Source organism: Arthrobacter sp. V1I7 (assembly GCF_030817015.1).
In the GTDB taxonomy this organism is placed as follows: Bacteria; Actinomycetota; Actinomycetes; order Actinomycetales; family Micrococcaceae; genus Arthrobacter.
This window is the reverse complement of the sequence record NZ_JAUSYS010000001.1, coordinates 4051544-4069889: the sequence shown is the minus strand read 5'-3', so window position 1 is coordinate 4069889 and position 18346 is coordinate 4051544. Positions and strand designations below refer to the sequence as shown.

The following is an 18346-nucleotide window of genomic DNA, read 5'->3' as shown; positions in this document are numbered from 1 at the left end:
GCGCCCTCAGAGGCTGCGCAGGAAAGCGAGGCCTCTTTCAGCCAACAGGTCCTGGGTCGGGGCCAGCGGCCGCCAGGTCGAGGCCGCGACCGCGATGGCGGCATTATCGACGGTGAAACTTTCGATGTTCAACGGTCCGCTGTACCCCACCTCGGCCAGGGCCTGCAGGAGGCCTTTCCAATCGGTCTGGTCTCCGCCGGGGGCACCCCGATCGTTGCCGCAGACCTGCACGTGAACCAGGTGCTTTCCGGCGGCCCGAACCGCCTCGGCCACGGAGCGCTCCTCGATGTGCAGGTGATAACTGTCCAAGGCGAGGCCGACGCCGTTCCCGAGCAATGGCCCCAGCGCCTCCAGCGCCTGATCTACGGTGTTGATCAGCGAAGTTTCATACCTGTTCAATGGTTCGATCCCCAGCACCACACCTGCTTCCCGGGCCCGGGCCGCGACCGGCTCAAGGTTCCGGCGCAACTCGGCGTAGGCGTCGCGGCGCTGTTCCGGCGACATCCGCCAGACTCGACCCGTTTGGGCGTAGAAGGGGCCGCAGACCGTGGGTGAGCCGATGCTGCTGGCCATGGTGATGCAGGCCATTAGGTACGCCTGGGTCTTTTTCACGTCGCCCGGATCCGCCGCCACCAGATTCCGCCCGGGTGCCATGGCCCCCACCAGGAAAGGTTTGAGTCCGTTGCCCGCGAGGGATTCCCGCACGGTTGCGGGCGTGAAGTCGCCGTCGTTTTCCAGCGGAAGTTCGACCGCGTCGAACCCCATAGCGGCGATTTTCTCGAGCAGACCGGGGAGGTTGGCGTCGGTCAGGGGGGATTCCCAGACCCAGGTGCTGATCCCGGTCAGGCGCTCCAAGCTGTCCACTTCCTTCCTGATGTGCGGGCGCTGTCTTGTCCGGACTTGCCGGATGACTTGTCTGGACGCCTATCCAACGGGGCGGTCCCGCGGTCCCGCGGGAGAACCTCGCGGGACCGCCCAGCCGCGTCAGGGCATCTGCCGTTGCTGCCAGACGTCCGGATAGCCTGGCAGGTCCTCACCGCCGAACTTGGCGTAGTGCCCGCCGGGCATCCCCTGATTGCGCTGCAGCCAGCTGTCCAGTTCGTCCACGAGGATGGGCTTCTGCGGCAGAACCCATTCGGCCGGAATCTGCTCGCCCTTGAAGATCTTTTCCAACGCCAGCAGCGGGGTCCGCCACTGGAAATTGGAGTAGACCGGTGCCATCGCGTCGATCCCGGACTGCTTCCACTTGGCCAGGAAGCTCATTTCATCCTCGCCGGTCATTACGGGCAGATCCTTGCCCGCATCCTCGAAGGCCTCAAGGGCCGCCACCGCACCGTCTCCGGCGTCCATCCAGACGCCCTTGACGTCACCGGTTGCCAGCTCATCGGAGATGATCTTCTTGATCTCGGTGGGGTCGGCGCCGGTGAAGTAGTCCTTGGCCTGGATCCCCTTTTCCTCGAAGATCTTCTTGGCCGCCGCCCAGCGGTGCTCCAGTACGTCCACGCCGGGGAGGATGCGCAGTGCCACCACCTTGTCGCCGGACTGAAGCTTGTCAGTCAGGAAGGTGGCGGTGTCGATGCCCCAGGCGAAACCGCCGATCGGGTGGATGAACGTGGTGGCGCAATCCGTCTCCACACCGCGGTCAAAGACGACCACGGGCTTGCCGGTCTGGCAGGCACGTTCGACGGCCTGCGTAAGGGCGGCGGTGGAGTTGGGCGAGATGACAAACGCACCGCAGTTGCCCTCGGCAATGAAGTAGTCGATGTCCGCGATTTGGGTGTTGTCGTTGTCCTTGGCGTCCCGGGTTTCCATCTCGGAGATGACCCCGGAGCCCTGCAGCACCTTCAGCTGCTGGTTCATGGTGATCCAGCCGGTCTGCCGCCAGGGGTTGGAGATGGAGGCGTTGGCGAAGCAGACCTTTTGCGGTCCCTGGGCCGCGAACTTGGACGTGTCCGTCATATCGCCCGCGATGTACTGCAGGTAGGGCTGCTCGGGGTTCCCTTCAAAGCTTGCCGAGCGCTGCTGGAACTGTGTGTCGTAGAGCGTCTGGCTGAACCAGTCCTGGCTGGCAGGCGTGGTTGCCGCCGGCGCGCCGGTACCGGCCCCCGTGGTCTGGGTGACGGATGGGTCGGTGGTGGTGCACGCGGTCAGGGCCGCCAGCGGCAATGCTGCGGCAAGGGCGATTACGCGGACAGAGTTATTGCGCATCAGACTCGTTCTCCTCCTTGTTCGGTGCCCTCGGCGGGCATGGGTGCTGCGGCCAGCTTGTGCTGTTCGTCATGGGCAGCGAGACTGGCTCCTTTGCGCTTGCGCTGCCATGACCTGGAAGCTGCCGCCACAGCGATGATGATGATGACTCCCTGGACTGTGTCCCGCCACGTCGCCTGAACTCCTATGAAATTCAGGAGGGTGAACAGCGATTCGAGGGCGAACGCCCCGGCCGCGGCGGAGAGAACCCAGCCGCGTCCGCCTCCCAGCACAACGCCCCCGAGAACGACGGCGGTGATTGCCGTGAACTCGTAACCCCGCCCCACCGACGGATGCACGCCCGCGTACCCCACGAGCAGGATGCCGGCCACGGTTGCCGACAGCGAGGACATCATGAAGGCCCGCGTCCGCACCCACCAGACGCGCGAGCCGGCAAGTGCGGCCGCCGCAGGATTGTCACCAACCGCGATAAGCATGCGGCCGAAGGGGCGGCGCATCAGGGCGAACGCCATGACTGCCACCGCCGTCAGGATAATGACGGGATAGGGAATGATGTCCAGGACGGGAACATCCTGGATGCCGCCGCGTCCGATCTGGCGGAAACTGTCCGCGGGGTTTCCCTGGGCTGCACCGCCGGTCCAGTAGAGGACCAGTCCGAGCAGCGCCAGCATCATGCCCAGGGTGACAATGAAACTCGGGACTTGCAGGAGGGTGGTGATCAGCCCGTTCACCAGCCCGATGAACGCACCCAGCACGAGCATCAGGATCAGCACGGGGATCACCTTTGAATCGTCCTGCCCGATCAAATTGCCGGCGACGATGACCTGCATGGTCACGACCGATCCCATCGACAGGTCGAATTCCCCGCCGACAATGACGAAGTACTGGCCGATGGCGGCAATGGCAATGGGGGCAGTCCTGCCGATGAACCGGATGAGGGAGCCCGGCTCCCCGAAGGACGGATTCAATACAATGATGGCCGCCAGAAGGCCGATCAACAGGATGAAGACGGCGCCGCCGGGGGTGCGCACTGCGCGCAGGAGCCGCTCGGAACGGCTGGCACGGTTCTGCTTGAGAATCGCGCTGCGGTCGGAGTTCAGCGCCGTGCTCATGATCCCTCCGCGGGCACAACCTGGACAGCGGGCGATTCAGCGGAACCCCTTGCGGCGAACCGGTCCGGCCTGCTGACGATCCGGCGGCGGGCGTAGACGGCGACGGCGACGACAATGACTACGCCCCTGACCACGTCCTTCAGGAAGGGGTTGACCTGCATGACGGACATGATGTTGTCCATCATGGCGAAGATGAGTACGCCGCCGAGAGTACCGGTGATCGTCCCCTTGCCACCGGACAGGAGCGTGCCGCCGAGTACAACTGCTGCGATGGAGAGCAGATCGTAGCCGCCTTGGGAGCCTACAGTAGGACTTCCCACGCCCAGCCTGCTGGCAAGGAGCAGCCCTGCCATCCCTGCCAGTACTGAGCAGATGACGTGGGCCGTAATGACCGGCACATCAACGCGGATTCCGGACGTACGGGCCACAGCGAGGTCGCCGCCCACCGCGTAAAGATGGTGCCCCACACGGGTGCGGTGCAGGAGCAGCATGGCCAGGCCCGCACAGGCCAGCATGATGATCGTGGAGATCGGAACCGGGCCCAGGCCGGTTGCTCCGACCAGGCGGAACGCAAGCGGTGTCTGGCCGAAGCTACCCTTGAAATTGGTGGCGAGGTAACCGCTGATGATCAGGCCCACGCCGAGTGTGGCGATGAATCCGTGCACGTTCAGGCGGGCGACGATGAGGCCGTTCGCGAGCCCGATGAGGGCCGCCGCCGCCAGCGTGAGCAGGACTCCGGACAGGACGTTGTTTGGGTTGTTTGCCATCACCCCGGCGGCAATGAGGCTGGCAAGGCTGGTGACGTAGGGAACTGAGAGGTCCAGGCTGCCTGCCAGGATGACCAGTGTCTGACCGATCGCGATGAAGCCCAGAACGCTGGTTCCGGTCAGGATGCTGGAGATATTTCCCGGGCTGAAAAAACTACGCCCGATGGAGTTCACCAGCACGGCGCCCAGGATGAGGGTCACCAGCGCCACAACGTAGACGATCTGGGTGGAGGACAGTCTTTGGAAAAAGCCGGCGCTCTGTTTCATATCTCTCTTTCGGGGGCCGTCCTGGCGCCGGTTCCCAGCTGGAGGATGGCTTCCTCTGAGGTTCCGGCCGGCAATTCACCGACGAGCCGGCCATCGCGCATCACGAGGATCCGGTCCGACATGCCGATGACTTCCGGGAGCTCACTGGACACCATCAGGATGGCCTTGCCCTCTGCCGCGAGCTGGCGCATCAGCCGGTACACCGCGACCTTGGCCCCCACATCAATTCCGCGGGTTGGTTCATCCAGCAGGACGAGGCGGGGGCTGATGGCCAGCCACTTGGCGAGGACCACTTTTTGCTGGTTGCCGCCGGAGAGGTACTGGACCTCCTGGTCGAGGTCACGGGCTATGACCTCGAGGGAGGAAAATACGCCCGGGATTTCTGTCCTGACAGCTCCTGTGCGGCGCGGAAAAACGGATCTGATCACGCTGAGCGCGTTGTCCAGGATGGACTGGTTCAGGCTCAAACCCTCAGCCTTGCGGTCCTCTGTAATCAGGGCCATCCGTGCCCGCACGCCCTGTCGCGGCGACTTCGGCAGCAGTTCCGCGCCGGCCATCTTCATCGTCCCGCGGGTAAAGGGCGCGGCGCCAAAGACGGCATGAAGCAATTCCGTGCGGCCGGACCCCTGGAGCCCTGCCAGGCCGACGATCTCACCGGGCCGGATGCTGAGGCTGATCCCGTCCAGCTGGCCGTTTCCGGCGCCCTGCAACTCGAGGATCGGCTGCTCGGACCCCTCAGAGCCTCGGTTTTCCCGGGGTAGCTTGTCCGGGAAGAAGGCTGATATGGGCCGGCCCACCATCAGGCGGACCAGCTGAGCGTCGTCGAGTTCCGCGGCGGGTACGGTGCTGACCACCCTGCCGTCCTTCAGGACGGTGATGACGTCGCAGAGGTCGAAGACTTCGCGGAGACGGTGCGAGACGTAGAGGATCGCCGTGCCACGTTCACGGAGGCGGGCCACGATCTGGTAAAGAAGTTCAACTTCGGCACCAGCCAGGGCGGCGGTGGGCTCGTCCATGGAGATGATCCGGGCGTCATAGCTGACCGCCTTCGCAATCTCCACTACCTGCTGCTCAGCGACCGTCAGGCTCCGCACCTGCATGGTGGGCCGGATCGCGGTGATCCCCAGCGAATCGAGCAACTCCGCCGTTTTCGCATTCATCAGGGCCTTGTTCACGAGGGGCCCGCGGCGCGGCTCCCGGCCAAGGTAGATGTTTTCGGCCACCGTCCGGTCGGGCAGGAGGTTGAACTCCTGGAACACCGATGAGAGCCCGGCTTCGTGGGCCTTGGTGGGGTGGCTGAAATGAACCTCCCGGCCCTCCAGGAGGACGGTCCCGGCGTCGGGCTGGTACACCCCGGCCAGCACCTTCATCAGGGTCGACTTTCCGGCGCCGTTTTCCCCCACGAGACCGTGCACCTGGCCGCGGTGAAGGCTGAGGTGGGCGTCTTCCAGTACGGGGATCCCGAAGAAACTCTTGGTCAGGCCACGGACTTCCAGGATGGGAGGCGGCGCCGGCGAGCCGACATGGAGCGCTTCGGAAGCAGACATAGCATCAGTTGCTTTGTGGTTCTCCATTGATGCCTCCTCCACGAGCTAACTGTTACAGGGCCGGTTCTGTCCGGTCAAGGAATGCGAACCATCACGATTCCCGCTTTTCGGCCCGGTCCTTGGCGCTGAACGCGGCGTCGAAGGAGGTGTTCGATGCGGGGAAGTCGAACTTTTTGAGGGCGGCGAGGGCTTCCGGGGCGCCGTGCAGTCGGTCCATGCCGGCGTCTTCCCACTCGACGGAGATGGGGCCGGTGTAGCCGATCGCGGCCAGGGCGCGGAAGGACGATTCCCAGGGCACGTCGCCGCGGCCTGCGGAGACGAAGTCCCAGCCGCGGCGCGGGTCGCCCCAGGGCAGGTGCGAGCCCAGGACGGTGTTCCGGCCGGTGGGGCGCAGCTTGGTGTCCTTGCAGTCGACGTGGTAGATCCGGTCCTTGAAGTCCCAGATGAACGAAACCGGGTCAATGCTTTGCCACATGAAGTGTGACGGATCCCAGTTCAGCCCGAACGCCGGCCGGTGGCCGATCGCTTCGAGGGTGCGGACGGTGGTCCAGTAGTCGTAGGCGATTTCTGACGGATGAACTTCGTGCGCGAAGCGGACGCCGCATTCGTCGAAGACGTCAAGGATGGGGTTCCAGCGGTCGGCGAAGTCCTGGTAGCCGGCGTCGATCACCTTCTCCGGGACGGGCGGGAACATGGCCACGTACTGCCAGATGGAGGAGCCGGTGAAGCCGACGACGGTCTCCACGCCGAGTGCCTTGGCGAGCCGGGCGGTGTGCTTCATTTCCTCCGCGGCGCGTTGGCGGACGCCTTCGGGGTCGCCGTCGCCCCAGACCTTGGACCCGACGATGGCTTCGTGGCGGAAGTCGATGGGGTCATCGCACACGGCCTGGCCCTTGAGGTGGTTGGAGATGGCCCAGACCTTGAGGTTGTATTTGTCCAGGACGGCGAGCTTGGCCTCGACATAGCCGGGTTCGTCCCAGCGCCAGGCGTCCAGGTGGTCTCCGGAGACGGCTATTTCGAGGCCGTCGTAGCCCCAGCCGGAGGCAAGCTTGGCGACTTCCTCGAATGGGAGGTCGGCCCACTGGCCGGTGAACAGGGTGTAGGGGCGGGGCATATCAGGCTCCTTCAGAAGTTGCGGTCTGTGCCGTCTGCGGGCCGGCAGGGGCGCGGGTCAGTTGGATGGTGGAGCTTTTCGCGGCGGCGGATTCTTCGACGGCGTTCAGGATCCGCTGGACTTCGAGGCCGTCCTCGAACGACGGCGATGGCGGGGTTCCGTCGTCGATCGCCAGCAGGAAGTCGCGGACCTCGTGGGTGAAGGTGTGCTCCCAGCCGATGATGTGGCCTTGGGGCCACCACGCTTCAAGATACGGGTGCTCGGGTTCGTTGACCAGGATCCGGCGGAAGCCCTGCTCGCGGGCGGGTGCGGTGGCATCGAGGAAGCGGAGTTCATTCAGGTTCTCCAGGTCGAAGAGGATGGCGCCCTTGTCTCCGTAGATCTCCAGCTTCAGCGAGTTCTTCCGGCCGGTGGCCACCCGCGAGACCTCGACGGAGGCGACCGCTCCGGAGGCGAGGGACAGCGTGGCCCAGGCGGCGTCGTCGACCGTTACTTCCTCCAGGCCCGCCGCGCCGGGGCGGCGATCCACGAACGTGTGTGTGCGGCCGGAGACTTCGGTGACCTGGTCCCCGAGCAGGAACAGGACCTGGTCGATCGTGTGGGAGGCGATGTCCCCGAGCGCCCCGGAGCCTGCGGTTTCCTTTTTCAGGCGCCAGGTCATGGGGGCTGTTTCGTCGGCCAGCCAGTCCTGCAGGTAGGCAGCGCGGACCTGTCGGATGGTCCCCAGCCGGCCTTCGGCGATCAGTTCCTTCGCCAGGGCCAGGGCCGGGACGCGGCGGTAGTTGAATCCCACCATCGACTGGACGCCCTTGGCCCGTGCCTTTTGGGCGGCGGCCGTCATGGCTTCGGCCTCGGCGAGGGTGTTGGCCAGCGGCTTCTCGAGCAGCACGTGCTTGCCGGCCTCGAGGGCGGCGGTGGCGATCTCGGCGTGCAGCCAGCCCGGGGCGCAGATGTCCACGATGTCGATGTCATCGCGTTCTATGACGGCTCGCCAGTCAGTGGCCGTTTCACCCCAGCCGTATTTCGCGGCGGCTTCGGCGACGGCGGCGGCGTCACGGCCCACGAGGACTTTCTGCTCGAAGGCCGGGACATCGAAGTAGGACGCGACGTTCCGCCAGGCGTTGGAGTGGGCTTTGCCCATGAAGGCGTAGCCGATCATCGCCACGCCCAGGGTATTGGTTTCCGGGTGGGGGCGGTTCTGGGGTGGTTCGTGTGGTGGCATGGTGGGTCTTCCTAGAGGTGGCGGCTTCCGGCGCCCGGTCCTCGGGGAGGGCCGGGGAGCCGGAGCGGAACTGTCGGCGTCCACGAAAGTTCCGGATTCCGTGGACTCCGAGATGGAGATCATGCTGTTCAGCTATGTGTCACCAATCAACTAAAGCAAATGCTTTTGTCGATAGTCAATCAAAAGATGACAACGTCACGTCAGGAGGGCGACGTATCGATTATGTTGTATGGCGGAAAGCGCTCGTCATCCCCTCCCCCTGCACTGAATAGGGACGTAGTGGAGTGCGGCGGATATCCTCCAGCAGGGCTCGAACCCGCACCTAGCTCCCCGTCAAGGCCTTGCCTGTTCCACTGCCGCCGGGCCCACGCACTGGATTTCCCTAGGGCCGACTGCCACTCGGCCAGTCCACTGAAGCTCTGTCGCAGCACGTGCAACTTTTGCTTGTGTGCCGACCTAAATGCCGGTAGTGTCTCGCGAATGGACAATGACGCCCCTACGCCAGCCAATCAGCCTCCCCGCCGTGCGCAGCACCGCGCGAGGACCCTACGTGTCGCGACCGCCCTGTTGCCGGTCGTGCTGGCGGTGGGGGCCCTAAGCCCGGCCGCAGCGGCGGTAGAGCCCGCCGACGACTCGCCCCGAGTGCTCGTCTGGGGCGGCGCCTACGGCTTCCGCCACCCGAGCATCACCACAGGCGAGAAGACCATGCTCGAGCTCGCCCAGAAGGAGGGGAAATTCTCCGCGACGGTCACCGAGAACCCCGCGGACCTGTCCATGGCGAACCTGCGCAACTACGACGTGCTCATGTGGGTCAGCACAACGGGCAAGGCTCCGATGACTGAGCAGCAGCGCGAGGAGGTCATGCGCTGGTCGAGCTGTGGCGGCGGGAACCTCGGCATCCACGCCGCCCTGGACAGCGAGTACGGGTGGGCCGAACACAGCCAGCTCTTCGGTGCGCAGTTCGACTCCCACCCGCACGGCGCGGGCGACGCTCCGGCACGAATCCAGGTGGAGAACCACTCCGACCCCACAGTCGCCGGCTGGGCCGGGTCCGACTCCTTCGAGCTGTCCGACGAGTACTACCGCTGGCGCGGCGCCCGTGGTGTCCCCGGCATCTCCCTGCCGCGCAACCTTCCAGGGACCGATGTCCTGCTCTCGCTGGACGAGACATCCGTGCGCGAGGGGATCCAGACGGGGTCGCAGCCCTACGAGGACGATCAGCCGATCGCCTGGAAGCGGACCTACGGCGAGGGTCGCGTCTTCTACAACAACATGGGCCACAACGACAGCACCTGGTCCGATCCGGCCTACCAAGGCTCAATCGTGAGCGCGATCGACTGGCTGAGCGACGTTCGTCCGGACCGCGCCTGCCTCGACGCAGACCTGCCGCTGCCGGCCGGACCGCAGCCACCCGCACCTGTCCCGAACACCATCGGCAAGCCGTGCCCCGTCCCCGCCACGCGGGAGACCAACGCGACTGCTGACCCCCGGACCGTGAGCACCACCGACTCGCAGGCGCTCGCCGGCGGGCTGCCGGGCAACCTCGGCTGGGGCGGACAGACCTGGGTGGTCGACCTGAGCGCGAGCCGGGCCAAGACCGCCACCGTCACCGTCGACCTCACCTGGACCCTGCCCACCGACGACTACGACCTGAGCATCACCACCGGGTGGGGGTACTACGGCTCGGACAATCCGACCGGGTCAACGCGAGAGGTCGTCGTCCTCAAGGACGTGCCGCACTGCGCCGTCTTGCAGGTCGCGGGCGACAACATGCTGGCGCCGTCGATGTCCGGCACGGTCGCGGGCATCACGGTGAGCCCCGACCCCCGGCGGTTGTCCTGACCGGGCCGACGCCGTATAGCCGGGCCGCGCACCTTCGCACTTCTCAAGTCCTCACGCTCGCGGTGGTCGCGGTCCTGGCCGTGACCACCGCGTGCACCCCGGCGCCGGGTGAGACGGATGCCGGCGCACCGACGCCCGACGGCCACCGGGAGGTGGTACTTGATCTCGGCGCCGCCGACGTTGTGGACCTGCGCCCGGTCACGGTGCAGGCGGCACCGGGGGACGTAGTCGTCCTGCGCAGCGGCAACCCCGGCCGCGGCCCCGACGACGAGTCTCCGGTCCACCACCTGTTCACCAGTGCGCCCGAGGGCACGCCCCCACCGCTGTTCATCCCGGCAGGCGGGGGTCTGGCGCCGAACCCCGGGGTGTGGGGCGTGTGCCGGGGCGGCGAAGCGGCCAACGCCACGAGCGGGTGCCCGGTGCCGCCCATCGAGGGCCCGAGGCACTACGACGGTCGCAGCTACTTCTCGCTCGGCGCTCTGCTGCCGGGCGAACAGCGCGAGTTGCCGCTCTCCGAGGACCTCGAGCCGGGGACGTACCGCTTCACCTGTGCGGTGCACCCCCATCTGCACGTCGACGTTGAGGTCGTCGAGGACCCCGCTCCCGCGTCGCCCCGACCGCCCCTGGAGGCGGCGGAGGCCAAGGGCCAGGCTAGGGGACTAGCAGCAGCGCACGCGGAGCACCGAGCCGTCGACGAGACCGTTGTGCTGCTCGCACCCCAGCCGGAGAACCCCCCGGCAGAGGTGCTGCAGGCCGTACCCGCCGAGGTCCATGTCGCCGTCGGCGGAACGGTAGTGTGGCGCAACCCGAGCCGAGCGCCACACACCGTGGAGCTCGGGATCAACGAGGCCCCGCACCTGACCCACACGGCCCCGGCCGACACAGTCCCGATCGTGCCTGCCGACGGGCGGTGGGACGGTGAGGGCCGGGTCCAGTCCGGAATCTTGTCAACCGGCGTCGGCCGCACGGAGCTGCGCCTCACCTTCACCCGTCCCGGCCTCTACGTGGCCTACGACCGGTTCGCCCCGTCTGTCACCACGCAGGTGCGGGTGGGCTGACCCCCACGCCCAGCGCCACCACCGAAAGACCTTGTGCCACGGCACGTCACCAACCCGCGGCACGCGGGACTGGTCGGTAACAATTTCAGGAGGAACTGCACTATGAAAAGATCTCTACGACTGGGCGGTACGCTTGCCGCGCTGCTCGCGGTGGTGTCTAGCCCGCTGTGGGCGGCGCCGTCAACGGCGGAGGCGACGGTGCCGCCCCTGCCGCTTGGGCAGTTCGAGCAGGTGACGCTGGCCATGGGCAGCGAGGACGCGGGCGAGCCGATCGGCCTGGCCGTCCTGCCCAACGGCGATGCGCTGCACACCTCGCGCGACGGCCGGGTGTTCTACACCACGAAGACCGGTGACACCTCGGTGGCCGCACGGGTCCCGGTGTACACCCACGACGAGGACGGCATGCAGGCCGTGGCCGTCGACCCGAACTTTGAGACCAACCGCTGGGTCTACCTGTACTACGCACCGCGCTTGGACACCCCCGCGGACGACCCGGCGACGCCTGGTATAAACGAGGGCGACGCGCCCACGGACGGCACCGAGGCGGACTTCGAGCCGTACCAGAGCTGGCAGTACCTGTCCCGGTTCAAGCTCGAGGGCACGACGATCGACCTGGCCAGCGAGCAAGTCATCCTCCAGGTGCCGTCCGACCGTGGCTTGTGCTGCCACGTCGGCGGGGACATCGCCTTTGACGCCGACAACAACCTCTTCCTGTCGACGGGTGATGACACCAACCCGTTCTCCTCGGACAACTACACGCCGATCGACGAGCGGCCAACCCGCAACCCGTCCTACGACGCACAGCGCACGGCCAGCAACACCAACGACCTGCGCGGGAAGGTCCTGCGCATCCACGCGCAGGCCGACGGCTCCTACACGATCCCCGAGGGCAACCTGTTCGGACCCGGCGGGACGTACACCGGCGTGGACTCCGCCAAGGCGCGTCCGGAGATCTACGCGATGGGCTTCCGCAACCCGTTCCGCATGGGCGTGGACCCGCGGACGGGCTGGCTGTACCTGGGTGAGTACGGTCCCGACGCCGCAGCGGCGGACGGGAACCGCGGGCCCGAAGGGATCGTGGAGTTCAACCAGATCCGTACGGCCGGCAATTACGGTTGGCCGTACTGCTCGGGGCCGAACAAGCCGTACGTGGACTACAATTTCGCGACGGGCGAGTCAGGCGCGACGTTCGACTGCCAGGCCCCGGTTAACGAATCCCCGCGCAACACCGGCCTGCGCGAGCTGCCGCCGGCGCAGGAGCCGTGGATCTGGTACGACGGCGGGACCGTGCACTACAACGGCAACGCCACAGACGAGTTCGGCACCGGCGGCGAGGCGCCCATGGGCGGCCCCGTCTACGACTACAACCCCGAGCTGGACTCGGATGTGAAGTTCCCCGAGAGCCTCGACGGAGACGTGTTCGTCGGGGACTGGGCGCGCGGCTGGATCAAGACCGTCGACGTCGGCTCGGAGGGCGAGCCCACTGCGATCAGCCCGTTCTTCGACACCGCGACAATCGCCGCGCCGATGGACATGCAGTTCGGGCCGGACGGCTCCCTGTACGTCCTGGACTACGGCAGTGGCTCCTACACCGGCGCAGCGCCGGACTCCGCGCTGTACAAGATCAACTCCGTCTCGGGCTCCCGCGCCCCGGTCGCCACGGTCAGCGCCACACCGGACAACGGCCCGGCGCCGCTGACGGTGTCCCTATCCAGTGCGGGCTCGATGGACCCCGACGGTGAGCCCCTGAGCTACGCATGGGATTTCGACGGGAACGGCACGACCGACTCCACGGAGGCGAATCCGACGCACGTCTACCAGGAGAACGGCGACCAGCAGGCGCGCCTGACCGTCACCGACCTCAGCGGCAAGACCGCGACCGCCACCCGCACGGTAACGGTCGGCAACACCCGGCCGACCGTTACGCTGGAGTACCCCGCCACAGGCCTGGTCTACGACGGCGGTGACCGGATCCAGTACAAAGTCACCGTGACCGACCCCGAGGATGGACCCGTCGACTGCGCCCGGGTCGTGGTGCAAACCGCACTGGGGCACAACGAGCACGCGCACGGCGACCAGAGCACCACCGGGTGCGAGGGTACGGTCGTGGCGCCGCAGGCCTGGGAGGCCGAGAACCAGCTGATCTTCTACGTGCTCAACGTCTCCTACACCGACGGCGGGGGTGTGGGCGCCTCCTCGCCGCTGACCGCCAGCGCCGAGGCGGTCCTGCAGACCCGCGTCCGGCAGGCCGAGCACTTCACCAACAGCAGCGGCGTCACGGTAGGGGACGTCACCGACTCGGCTGGCGGTGGCGGCCGCGCCATCGCCCAGACCGAACACGGCGACTACGCCTCTTACGGGCCGCTTAACCTTGCGGGCATCACCGCGCTGGACCTGCGCGTGGCCGCCGGCCCGTTCGGCGGGACGGTCCAGGCCCGCCTGGACTCGGCGACTGGCCCGGTGGTGGGCTCGGCCAGCGTCACCGGGACCGGCACGAACCAGCCCTGGTCTACCGTCCGGATGCCCGTGTCCGACCCGGGCGGCTCGCACGAGCTGTTCCTGGTCTTCGACAACACGCTTGTGCCGCAGAACCCGCTGTTGCCGGGGAACATCATGAGCGTCAACTTCCTGCAGTTCGTCGGCCGCGGGGTCAACTCGGCACCGACCATGACCGCCGCCGCCGACCCTGCGTCCGGCAGCGCCCCACTCGCCACCCGGTTCACCGCCGCGGGTGCCGACGCCGACGGCGACACGCTGGCCTACGCCTGGGACTTCGGGGTCCAGGGGACGACCAGCGACACTTCGACGGCGAAGGACCCCGGCTACACCTACACCGCCCCGGGGACTTACAACGCCACCGTGACAGTGTCCGACGGCCACGGCGGGATCGCGACAGCCACAGTCCAGGTCGTCGTGGAGCAGGCCGCCGACACCACCGCACCCAAGGTCACCGATCCCACCCCGGCGGACGGGTCCACCACCACCAACCGTCAGCCGACGATCAGTGCGACCGCCCGCGACGACCGTTCGCAGCTTGGTACAGGCGACCTCGTGCTGTACATCGACGGCGTGCAGACCGGCGAGTTCACCTACGACCCGTCCACCGGTCGGCTGAGCCACGTCCCGTCCAAGCGACTGAGCTTCGGTGAGCACACGGTCCGGGTCCTCGCGACCGACAGGACCGGGAACTCCTCCACCCTCAGCTGGAGCTTCGTGGTTCAGCGGTAGCACCTGGCCGGGGAGCCGCTCTCGTACCGTTCAGGGTGCGGGAGCGGCGATCCGGGCATTACCGATGCCGTCGTTGCGGCATGCACTTGGGCGCCGCTGACAGCATGAGAAACAGAGCTAGTGGCCTTTGATGCCGCTGTGGGCATCTGAGGAGATGGTCTGTGGCGCTTGATCCGGTAATGCCAAATGCGTAATAGTCACATCTTTTGTTGGACACCATCGTCGGAGCCAGGTTGAGTACGTTTCATGACAGATAAAGAGTTAGTAGTACTCCTAGACGCAAACGGCCAGCCCTGTGGAACAGCGTCTAAGCAGGAAATCCATGATTTTGACACTCCCTTGCACTTGGCCTTTTCCTGCTACGTATTTGATCGAATGGGGCGGGTGCTCGTAACCCGGCGCGCCCTCAGCAAGGTTACTTGGCCTGGAGTGTGGACGAATTCCTTCTGCGGGCACCCTGCTCCGGGCGAAGACATGGTGGACGCTATTCGACGAAGAGGTCAGTGGGAACTCGGAATCGAGCTCTCCGATGTGGAGCAGCGACTGCCGGAGTTCAGGTATAGGGCTGTTGATCCGAATGGCTTTGTCGAAAATGAGTTATGCCCTGTTTTTACAGCTGCAACCATGGACAGCGTGGTTCCCAGGCAGTCAGAGGTGTGCGAGCATCGGTGGGTGTCCATGTCAAGCCTGGTTACGGCAGCAGAGTCGGCACCTTGGGCTTTCAGTCCATGGCTCGTGCTGCAACTCAAAGAACTAAGCCCTGCCTGATAACGGATTCTTGAGGTGCCGGGCTCCACTACCATCCACCTTGCCGGTGGTGGCGGCGTCAACGCAAGGGAGTTCGTGCGGAGCAGTATCCGCAGCTGTTCCTTGACCTTCCAGGACCTGGCCTGGGTCCAGGTCCGCGTAGGACGACCGCTAACACTTTCCCATCCGCGCATTGCCTACGGTGTTGACGAGGGCGCGACCTGCAGAACCTGCCCGGGATTCCCGTCCTTGCGATTGTAAGGTCCATCCTGGCTTTCCGGCCCTTACCATCTGGTCCGCCCCGGGAGCGGCCGATGGTTTAGTCCTGATTCAGGAAACAATCCCTAATAATCCGGGACGAAACTACTTAAAACGAGCTACCTGCCCGTCAGACTGGGTCTGATGCTCCTATCGTGTGTCAAGCGGTGGCGAGCCAGTTTCTGTAGCGATCGGCGAGTTCGGGCAGCGGCCGGGCTTTGCGCTCGATATCGGAGATCCGGGCGGGCCACGTGCTTAAGGCTACGGCCACTTGACTGAGGGTGATGTTCTTTTTCGTGCGAATGGCGCGGAGGTCGGCTTGGACCGTCCTTACTGCTGGGCTGGTAAGGATGCGGTAGATCTCTCGGACGATGGCCCTTTTGAGGCAGCGGATGATTTCCTTCTTGCTCTTGCCATCCTGTGTGCGGCGCTCGACGTAGGCGCGGGTTTTGGGGTCGTGGCGCATTCGGACGAGTGCGATGCGGTGGAGGGCGGCGTTACCCTGTCTGTCGCCGCCACGGTTGAGCCGGTGGCGGGTGGTGCGCCCGGAGGACGCCGGGATTGGCGCGGCGCCGCAGAGCGCGGCGAACGACGCTTCGTTGCGGATCCGCTCTGGGTTGCCGCCCGCGGTCACGACGAGTTGCGCGGCGACCAGGGTCCCGACGCCGTAGACATCCAGCAATGCTGGGTGGTGCGCCTGGACGAGTTCATGCAATTGCGTCTCGATGCCGGCGACGCGGTCTGAGAGCTCCTGGTGGGCGCAAGCCATCGTCTTCAGGGCCAGCCCGGCGGCGTCTTCAGGGCCGGCCAGATCGGATCCAGGACGACTACTGGCCAGACGGCGCAGCAGCGCGTCCGTGTCCAGGTCCCGGTATCTGGCGCGGACCGGTTCTGGAGCGGTGATCAGCAGCCCTTTAATGGCGTTGGAGATCGAGGTCATGGAGGAGACGAACCGTTTCCGCGCGCCGAGCAGGAATCGGATGGATTCAGCGGCGGTGTTGGTGTCTTTCGGGATGGAGATGCCACGGCCGGAAAGCACCGTACGGGCAGCTTCGACTGCGTCGACAGGATCTGATTTCCCATTCATCCGGCGCACCTGCCGGGTAGGGCGCAGGACTTCCAGCACGGTGTGTCCGGCGGACTGAAGGGCCCGGGTCAGGCCGGCGCCGTAGGAGTTGGTGCCCTCGACACCGATCCCCCGGACGGGGCCGGCTGAGGCTACGGCATCGATGAGCGCGGCATAGCCACGGCTGTCCGCCGTGAACGTCGCGGTGGAGACCACCGCGCCGTTCTCGGTGAGAATGGCAAGGGTGTGAGTGTCGGTGTGGGTGTCGACCCCGGCGACGCGTCCGGCCGCGTCGACATCCGCTCTCGCGTGTGGCATATGGTGTCCTTCCAAGCAACGGTTCGGGTTGTCACCGTTGGCCCTGTCGGCCGCAGACAGGACGCTGAAGGGACGCGCACCATGGCAGGGCCAACTGGTCATGGGATCGGTCATGCTCCTATGAGGTCATGAACCGGCAGAGCCCACGGCTGGTCCCGGGAACGCAGGACAAATCAGGTCAAGGACAGGTCCCCCGAAGGGGGCCGCCAGTCAAGTATCGGGTCACTGCATTCCCGGACCCTTCCAGTATCAGCGTCAAGTTTTCGGTGTAACTGGTTTTGATTTTATTTCTTGCCGGCGGACAGGCGTCCGTCGAAGGTGACTTCGAAGGCATTGAGCGCAGCCTTCCAGCGGTTGGACCAGCGTTGTCGGCCCGTCCCGGTGGGGTCCAGACTCATGACCGCCAGATAGACGCATTTGAGCGCGGCCTGCTCCGTGGGGAAGTGTCCGCGGGCATTCACGGCTCGCCGGATGCGCGCGTTGATGCTCTCTATGGCGTTGGTCGTGCAGATGATGGTGCGGATCTCGCGGTCGAACTGCAGGAAGGGCACGAATTCGGCCCAGGCGTTGGTCCAGAGCCGGATGATCGCCGGGTAGCGCTTTTCCCACTTCTCGCTGAACTCCACGAACCGGTCCAGGGCATCGGATTCCGACGCCGCCGTGTAGACGGGCTTGAGGTCCTTCGCGATCGCGGACCAGTCCTTCTTCGACGCGTAGCGGAACGAGTTGCGCAAAAGGTGAACAATGCAGGTCTGGGTGATCGTCTGAGGCCAGACGGTGGCGATGGCCTCGGGCAGGCCCTTGAGCCCGTCACAGACCACAATCAGGCAGTCCTGGGTGCCGCGGTTCTTGATCTCGGACAGGACCCGCAGCCAGTACTTCGTCCCCTCCCTGTCACCGTGCTCGCCGGCCCAGAGCCCAAGGATGTCACGGGTGCCCTCGCAGGTCACCGCCAGCGCCACGTAGATCGGCCGGTTCGTGACCTGCCCGTCGCGGATCTTCACGTTCACCGCGTCGATGAAGATCACCGGATAGACCGGATCCAGCGGCCGGCTCTGCCAGGCCGACAAACCCTCCAAGACCTTCTCCGTGATGGTGGAGATCGTCTGCTTGGAGACCTCCGCGCCGTAGACCTCGGCCAGGTGGGCGCAGATCTCCCCGTGCGTGAGTCCCTTGGCGGACAGCGAGATGACCAGGTCATCGAGCCCGGACAGGCGGCGCTGCCGCTTCCTGACCAGCTCCGGGGTGAACGAGCCGTCCCGATCCCGCGGCACCGCGATCTGCACCGGACCGGCCTCGGTCAACAGCTCCTTGGACCGGGTGCCGTTCCGCGAGTTCCCGCCGTCCCTGCCAGCCGGATCGTGCCGGGCGTAGCCCAGATGGTCCTCCATCTCGCCCTCCAGCGCCGATTCCACGACCATCTTCGTCAGCCGGGACAGCAGCCCGCCCTCACCGGTCAGCCGCAGGCCTTCCGCACGCGCCCGCTCACTCAGCTGCTGCACCAACTGCTCATCCAGCGCGTCCGCCGGAGCCGGCGCAAACCATGCTCGTCGCAGCAGTCACATCACTAATCACATCAGTCACGGCAACCT

13 protein-coding genes are annotated in these 18346 nt (G+C 66.0%); 4 read left to right on the top strand and 9 right to left on the bottom strand.

Annotation, left to right across the window (positions count from 1 at the left end; all coding sequences use genetic code 11):
* Window positions 1-6 precede the first annotated feature (6 nt).
* The 7 genes from QFZ69_RS18615 to QFZ69_RS18585 form a co-directional block, all read right to left on the bottom strand.
* Window positions 7-864 carry a sugar phosphate isomerase/epimerase gene (locus QFZ69_RS18615; protein WP_306913495.1) on the bottom strand — a complete coding sequence of 286 codons (858 nt, stop codon included), beginning with the start codon at window positions 862-864 and terminating at the stop codon, window positions 7-9.
* Between the two features lie 120 nt (window positions 865-984).
* Window positions 985-2208, bottom strand: coding sequence for a substrate-binding domain-containing protein (locus QFZ69_RS18610; RefSeq protein ID WP_306913492.1), 1224 nt, complete (start codon window positions 2206-2208; stop codon window positions 985-987).
* Complete coding sequence (locus QFZ69_RS18605) at window positions 2208-3320, bottom strand: ABC transporter permease (RefSeq protein ID WP_306913489.1); 1113 nt, start codon at window positions 3318-3320, stop codon at window positions 2208-2210. Before QFZ69_RS18605 ends, QFZ69_RS18610 begins: the two co-directional genes overlap by 1 nt.
* On the bottom strand, window positions 3317-4354 hold the full coding sequence (locus QFZ69_RS18600; protein ID WP_306913488.1) for an ABC transporter permease: 1038 nt from the start codon (window positions 4352-4354) through the stop codon (window positions 3317-3319). The genes QFZ69_RS18605 and QFZ69_RS18600 overlap by 4 nt, the downstream gene beginning before the upstream one ends.
* Window positions 4351-5901 carry a sugar ABC transporter ATP-binding protein gene (locus QFZ69_RS18595; protein WP_306913486.1) on the bottom strand — a complete coding sequence of 517 codons (1551 nt, stop codon included), beginning with the start codon at window positions 5899-5901 and terminating at the stop codon, window positions 4351-4353. Before QFZ69_RS18595 ends, QFZ69_RS18600 begins: the two co-directional genes overlap by 4 nt.
* A 91-nt stretch (window positions 5902-5992) precedes the next feature.
* On the bottom strand, window positions 5993-7015 hold the full coding sequence (locus QFZ69_RS18590) for a sugar phosphate isomerase/epimerase (RefSeq protein ID WP_306913485.1): 1023 nt from the start codon (window positions 7013-7015) through the stop codon (window positions 5993-5995).
* 1 nt (window position 7016) lies between these two features.
* Entirely contained in the window at window positions 7017-8237 is a 1221-nt protein-coding gene (locus tag QFZ69_RS18585; RefSeq protein ID WP_306913484.1) for a Gfo/Idh/MocA family protein, read from the bottom strand.
* A 480-nt stretch (window positions 8238-8717) separates the two neighbouring features.
* Here QFZ69_RS18585 and QFZ69_RS18580 point away from each other — a divergent pair, with 480 nt between their 5' ends.
* From QFZ69_RS18580 to idi, 4 genes are all read left to right on the top strand, one after another.
* Window positions 8718-10079 carry a ThuA domain-containing protein gene (locus QFZ69_RS18580; RefSeq protein WP_306913483.1) on the top strand — a complete coding sequence of 454 codons (1362 nt, stop codon included), beginning with the start codon at window positions 8718-8720 and terminating at the stop codon, window positions 10077-10079.
* 62 nt (window positions 10080-10141) lie between these two features.
* On the top strand, window positions 10142-11137 hold the full coding sequence (locus QFZ69_RS18575; RefSeq protein ID WP_307000332.1) for a hypothetical protein: 996 nt from the start codon (window positions 10142-10144) through the stop codon (window positions 11135-11137).
* A 102-nt stretch (window positions 11138-11239) separates the two neighbouring features.
* On the top strand, window positions 11240-14365 hold the full coding sequence (locus tag QFZ69_RS18570; RefSeq protein ID WP_306913480.1) for a PQQ-dependent sugar dehydrogenase: 3126 nt from the start codon (window positions 11240-11242) through the stop codon (window positions 14363-14365).
* A gap of 246 nt (window positions 14366-14611) precedes the next feature.
* Window positions 14612-15133, top strand: a complete 522-nt coding sequence (idi, locus tag QFZ69_RS18565; protein WP_306913478.1) for an isopentenyl-diphosphate Delta-isomerase — start codon at window positions 14612-14614, stop codon at window positions 15131-15133.
* A 397-nt stretch (window positions 15134-15530) separates the two neighbouring features.
* On the opposite strand, the gene QFZ69_RS18560 is transcribed toward idi, so the two are convergent.
* Window positions 15531-16754: an IS110 family transposase gene (locus QFZ69_RS18560; RefSeq protein WP_306912914.1), complete on the bottom strand. Its 1224-nt coding sequence runs from the start codon at window positions 16752-16754 to the stop codon at window positions 15531-15533.
* A 284-nt stretch (window positions 16755-17038) separates the two neighbouring features.
* Window positions 17039-18271, bottom strand: coding sequence for an IS256 family transposase (locus QFZ69_RS18555; protein WP_307000480.1), 1233 nt, complete (start codon window positions 18269-18271; stop codon window positions 17039-17041).
* Window positions 18272-18346: the final 75 nt, after the last annotated feature.

Coding starts and splice junctions, on each gene's coding strand:
- QFZ69_RS18610 (WP_306913492.1), bottom strand. CDS start 2,208: ATGCGCAATAACTCTGTCCGCGTAATCGCCCTTGCCGCAGCATTGCCG.
- QFZ69_RS18605 (WP_306913489.1), bottom strand. CDS start 3,320: ATGAGCACGGCGCTGAACTCCGACCGCAGCGCGATTCTCAAGCAGAAC.
- QFZ69_RS18600 (WP_306913488.1), bottom strand. CDS start 4,354: ATGAAACAGAGCGCCGGCTTTTTCCAAAGACTGTCCTCCACCCAGATC.
- QFZ69_RS18595 (WP_306913486.1), bottom strand. CDS start 5,901: ATGTCTGCTTCCGAAGCGCTCCATGTCGGCTCGCCGGCGCCGCCTCCC.
- QFZ69_RS18590 (WP_306913485.1), bottom strand. CDS start 7,015: ATGCCCCGCCCCTACACCCTGTTCACCGGCCAGTGGGCCGACCTCCCA.
- QFZ69_RS18585 (WP_306913484.1), bottom strand. CDS start 8,237: ATGCCACCACACGAACCACCCCAGAACCGCCCCCACCCGGAAACCAAT.
- QFZ69_RS18580 (WP_306913483.1), top strand. CDS start 8,718: ATGGACAATGACGCCCCTACGCCAGCCAATCAGCCTCCCCGCCGTGCG.
- QFZ69_RS18570 (WP_306913480.1), top strand. CDS start 11,240: ATGAAAAGATCTCTACGACTGGGCGGTACGCTTGCCGCGCTGCTCGCG.
- idi (WP_306913478.1), top strand. CDS start 14,612: ATGACAGATAAAGAGTTAGTAGTACTCCTAGACGCAAACGGCCAGCCC.
- QFZ69_RS18560 (WP_306912914.1), bottom strand. CDS start 16,754: ATGCCACACGCGAGAGCGGATGTCGACGCGGCCGGACGCGTCGCCGGG.